Source organism: Tateyamaria sp., assembly GCF_059783535.1.
This window is the reverse complement of sequence record NZ_JBYNDP010000212.1, coordinates 1-4,351: the sequence shown is the minus strand read 5'-3', so window position 1 is coordinate 4,351 and position 4,351 is coordinate 1. Positions and strand designations below refer to the sequence as shown.

General features: G+C 61.3%; 5 protein-coding genes and 1 pseudogene. 3 read left to right on the top strand and 3 right to left on the bottom strand.

The features are described 5' to 3' along the window. Together AC6RA8_RS21535 and AC6RA8_RS21530 are read left to right on the top strand one after the other, a co-directional pair. A partial coding sequence (locus AC6RA8_RS21535) for a molybdopterin cofactor-binding domain-containing protein (RefSeq protein ID WP_500355757.1) occupies positions 1 to 369 on the top strand: 369 nt, incomplete at its 5' end. Next, positions 347 to 1,438, top strand: coding sequence for a T6SS phospholipase effector Tle1-like catalytic domain-containing protein (locus AC6RA8_RS21530; protein WP_500355756.1), 1,092 nt, complete (start codon positions 347 to 349; stop codon positions 1,436 to 1,438). The genes AC6RA8_RS21535 and AC6RA8_RS21530, both read left to right, overlap by 23 nt. A 41-nt stretch (positions 1,439 to 1,479) precedes the next feature. On the opposite strand, the gene AC6RA8_RS21525 is transcribed toward AC6RA8_RS21530, so the two are convergent. Continuing rightward, on the bottom strand, positions 1,480 to 1,962 hold the full coding sequence (locus tag AC6RA8_RS21525) for a PaaI family thioesterase (protein ID WP_500355754.1): 483 nt from the start codon (positions 1,960 to 1,962) through the stop codon (positions 1,480 to 1,482). 103 nt (positions 1,963 to 2,065) lie between these two features. After that, entirely contained in the window at positions 2,066 to 2,935 is an 870-nt protein-coding gene (locus tag AC6RA8_RS21520; RefSeq protein WP_500355753.1) for a methylenetetrahydrofolate reductase, read from the bottom strand. Between the two features lie 88 nt (positions 2,936 to 3,023). Between AC6RA8_RS21520 and AC6RA8_RS21515 the strand changes: the two genes are divergently transcribed. Then, positions 3,024 to 3,929: a LysR family transcriptional regulator gene (locus tag AC6RA8_RS21515; protein WP_500355751.1), complete on the top strand. Its 906-nt coding sequence runs from the start codon at positions 3,024 to 3,026 to the stop codon at positions 3,927 to 3,929. 58 nt (positions 3,930 to 3,987) lie between these two features. Here AC6RA8_RS21515 and AC6RA8_RS21510 read toward each other — a convergent pair. Then, positions 3,988 to 4,351: pseudogene (locus AC6RA8_RS21510) on the bottom strand (NADP-dependent oxidoreductase); the annotation flags it as partial.

The window sequence follows — 4,351 nt, the reverse complement described above, 5'->3', positions numbered from 1 at the left end:
CTTATCAACCCGATGCTGGCCGAAGGGCAGGTGCATGGCGGCGTTGTCCAGGGCATCGGACAGGCGCTGACCGAGCATGTTCAGTTCGATGAAGACGGCCAATTGCTCACGGCAACGTTCATGGATTACGCCTTGCCCCGCGCGGATGATGTTCCCTACATCGGGTTTACGTCCGAGCCGGTTCCGTCAACCGCGAATGTCATGGGCATGAAGGGCTGCGGTGAGGCTGGCACGGTTGGAGCGTTGGCAGCGGTGTCCAACGCGGTGCAGGATGCGCTGTGGGAGCACGGCGTGCGGCAGGCAGATATGCCATTCACACCGATGAAGGTTTGGGACTTGATGAAGGATGCTCGGATCGCGGCTGAATAAAACCATCTCGAACTGGCTGAAAAGCCGGTTCGGGACAGGTCTGCCAAGCGTGGCTCCGCCGGCGCGGGGCCAGACGATCCATGTCATTATCATCGACGGAACCATGTCCACACTTGATCCGGGGGACGAAACCAATGCCGGGTTGACAGCCAAGCTGCTGGGCGAAATGGGCAGCGAGGTGTCTCTCTACTACGAGCCTGGTCTGCAATGGTCCCATTGGCGCAAGGCTGGGGACGTGATCTTTGGCCGTGGCATCAACCGGCAAATCCGGCGCGCCTACGGCTATCTGGCGTCACGCTACCGGCCCGGGGACAAGGTGTTTCTGCTTGGATATTCGCGTGGGGCCTATGCGGTCCGGTCTCTTGCCGGGATCATCGATCGCGTGGGCCTGCTGAAGCCTGAGGCCGCGACAGAACGCAATATTCGGGACGTCTACCGTCACTATGAATGCAGCCCGGATGGCGATGCGGCGCGCATTTTCGTGCGCAACAATTGCCATGACCAGGTCGAGGTCGAGATGATCGGGGTGTGGGACACTGTGAAGTCTCTTGGCCTCAACATGCCGTTCCTGTGGCGGCTAAGCGCGCCACGCCACGCCTTTCACAACCATCAACTGGGCCGGTCCGTGAAACACGGCTTTCATGCCATCGCCCGGAATGAAACCCGCGTGGCTTACGCGCCTGTGATGTGGGACACGACGCAAGATTGGGACGGGCATCTCGTCCAGATGTGGTTTCGCGGCGTGCATGGCGACATTGGAGGTCACCTGTCGGGGCGCCGTGCATCGCGCCCCTTGGCCAATATCCCGCTGGTCTGGATGCTGGAACAGGCAGAAGTCTGTGGTTTGCCCTTGCCCGAAGGCTGGGTCGCACGGTTCCCGCAGGATGCCGAGGCGCCGTCCATGGGGACGTTCGCTGGTTTCGGGAAGTGGTTCGTCACACGCAAACCGCGCCGTGCAGGGCTGGACCCGTCCGAGCGGGTGCACCCATCCTTGGCCCAGGCTCCGCCGCCACGGTCCTGGTCGGAATGGGTGGCCGATCTGCGCGGGACGGGGGCGGACGCTCTTTGACCCTTGGGGTCAAATTCGCCCCGCCCACCGTCCCGTAGCGATCAGCGCAGTTTCATGATGATGCAGGTTGTGGAGCCGGTCGCATAGAGCTTGCCGTCCTCCACGCCGCGGATTTCGCCGGTGGCCACACCCGTACTGCGCCCGGCGTGGTCGACGCGCCCGGTGCACGCGATTTCCATTCCCAGTGGGATGCCACGCGTGAGATTGATCTTGTATTCCAGCGTTGTGTAAACCGACCCGGCGGGCACTTTTGTCATCACGGCGCAGGCCATCGCGCTGTCGAGCAATGTGCCGTACCAGCCACCATGCACGGTGCCCATCGGGTTCGTGACATCGAATTCAGGTGTCCCGCGAAACGTCACTTCGCCGTCTTGTACCTTGTGCAGCGCATACCCAAGCGTATGTCCGATGGGTGGTCCGGGTACGGTTCCGTCCAGAATGCCTTGCATGAAGTCCAGACCGGACATTGACAACAGTTCGTCCTGGCTGGGCAGGTCTGCAAGGTTTTGGGCGAGGCGGGGCATGTCGGTCTCCGGCTTGTTTGCCGGAACGGTAGTCAGATCAGACCGATTGGTCTAGCGGCAAATGAAGGCGGGCCCCCGACGTTTACCGGCAAGATGAAAGGGATCAGGCGACGTTGCGCATCTGCCTGGGCCGGACAAGCCCAAGGGCCCGGCAGACCTTGAGCGTCAAGTCGGGGCGGTTGAGCGTGTAGAAGTGCAGTTTGTCTACCCCCTCGGTGACCAGCGTATCGCACAAGTCTGCACAATGCGTCAGGGCAAAGAGTTGAGCCCGATCTTCACGGTCGGCCCGGTCAAAGGCAGTCGCGGTCGCCACAGGGATCGGCGTGCCGCATTTTTCCGCAAAGCTGCGCGCGCGCGTCCAATTCGCCACGGGGAAGATGCCGGGCGTGATGGGGGCGGTGATGCCAGCGGCCACACAGGCATCGCGGAAACGCAGGAAGCTGTCTGCTTCAAAGAAAAATTGCGTGATCGCTTCGGAGGCGCCCGCATCGATCTTGGCCTTCAGCCAATCGATGTTCTGCTGGGCCGAGGCTGCATCCGGGTGGCTGTCGGGGTAAGCACCCACGCGGATCGTGAACTGGCCCATATCCGACAGGGCGCGGATCAGGTCAACGCTGTGGGCAAAGCCGTCTGGGTGCGGCTCAAACGCTCCGCCGCCCTGTGGATCACCACGCAGGGCCACGATGTCCTTGACGCCACTGGCTGCATATTTCTCGGCGGTGCGCAGAACGTCATCGCGGCTTTGGCCTGTGCAGGTCAGGTGGGCCGCCACGGGCAGGCCGGATGTCTTGCGCAGGGTCCGGGCTGCTTCCTGTGTCAGCGATTGCGTCGTGCCACCGGCGCCATAGGTCACCGAGACAAAGCGCGGATTCAGCGGGGTCAGTGCCTGTACCGTGTCCCACAGGTGAAATGAAGCGTCGAGGGATTTGGGCGGAAACGTCTCGAACGACAGGGCGACATCGGGCGTGGGCATGCGGCAGGCTCCTTTGGGCTTGTTGCACCATGCCCTGATGCGTATCTTGAGGCAAATTCATAACTCTCAAGATAAAGATGAGTTTCATATGCATATCGAATTTCGCCATCTGCGCACGATCAAAGCCATTCACGAGGCTGGCGGCCTCGCACGGGCAGCTGATCAGTTGCACATCACGCAGTCCGCACTGAGCCATCAGATCAAGGGGCTTGAAGATCAGGCGGGCGTTGAGTTGTTCGTACGCCGCTCAAAACCGCTCAGGTTGTCGGCTGCTGGCCTGCGCCTGCTGCGTCTGGCCGAACAGGTCCTGCCGCAGGTCGAAGCGGCGGCGGCAGAGTTTTCTGCCTTGCGCGACGGCTCTTCAGGCCGCTTGCACATTGCAATCGAATGTCACGCCTGTTTTGAATGGCTGTTCCCGGTGCTAGAGATGTTCCGCAAAAGCTGGCCTGATGTGGACGTGGATATTCGCCCCGGCCTTGCCTTTGATGCACTGCCTGCGCTGATCAAGGAGGACGTTGATCTGGTCGTGTCGTCTGACCCAGAGGATCTGCCGGGTGTCACCTTTGTCGAGCTTTTTGACTACGCGCCTGTTTTTGTGGCGGCTTCCTCCCACCCGCTGGCGCAGAAAGCCTATATCGAGGCTGCTGATTTCCGAAACCAGACCCTGATCACCTACCCGGTGGAGCGCACGCGGCTGGATGTGTTCAGCCAATTGCTCATCCCTGCCAAGGTCGAACCGGCGGCAGTGCGGCAGGCGGAGTTGACGGCGGTTATCCTGTTGTTGGTGGCCTCCAATCGTGGCGTGTCGGTGTTGCCTGATTGGGTGGTGCGCGAGGTGAAATATTCAAGCGACTATGTCACCCGTCCCCTGACCGCACAGGGGTTGACGCGGCGGCTCTATGCCGCCGTGCGCGATGACGATCTGGGCAAGCCTTATATGGACAAACTTATCGAACTGGCGCGGGTCGAGGCGAAGAAACTGCAGGCGGCCTAGGGTCGAGGGCGGCTCTGTTTGCTGCGCAAATGCGCCCGCCCACCGACCCCGGCGCACATCATGCAATCAGCTTCACGATCTGTTTGCCGACATTCTTGCCCTCCAGCAGGCCCATGAATGCCTTGGGTGCGTTTTCCAGACCCTGGGCGATGTCTTCGACCACCTTGATCTCTCCGCTTTGCACTTTTGGTCCAACTTCGGTCAGGAAGGCCGGGAAGCGGTCCCAATGGTTCGAGATGATGAAGCCGTTCACGCTGAGGAAATTCACCAGAATGGGGCGCCACAGGGCGGGGGCGGACAGTGCAGTATCCGCGCCTGCGCCCAGACCACCGGCATTGTACCAAGAAATCATGCCGCAAATCGGAATGCGCCCATGCGGGTTCATCAGCGGCATGACCGCTTCCAGCACCTTGCCGCCGACA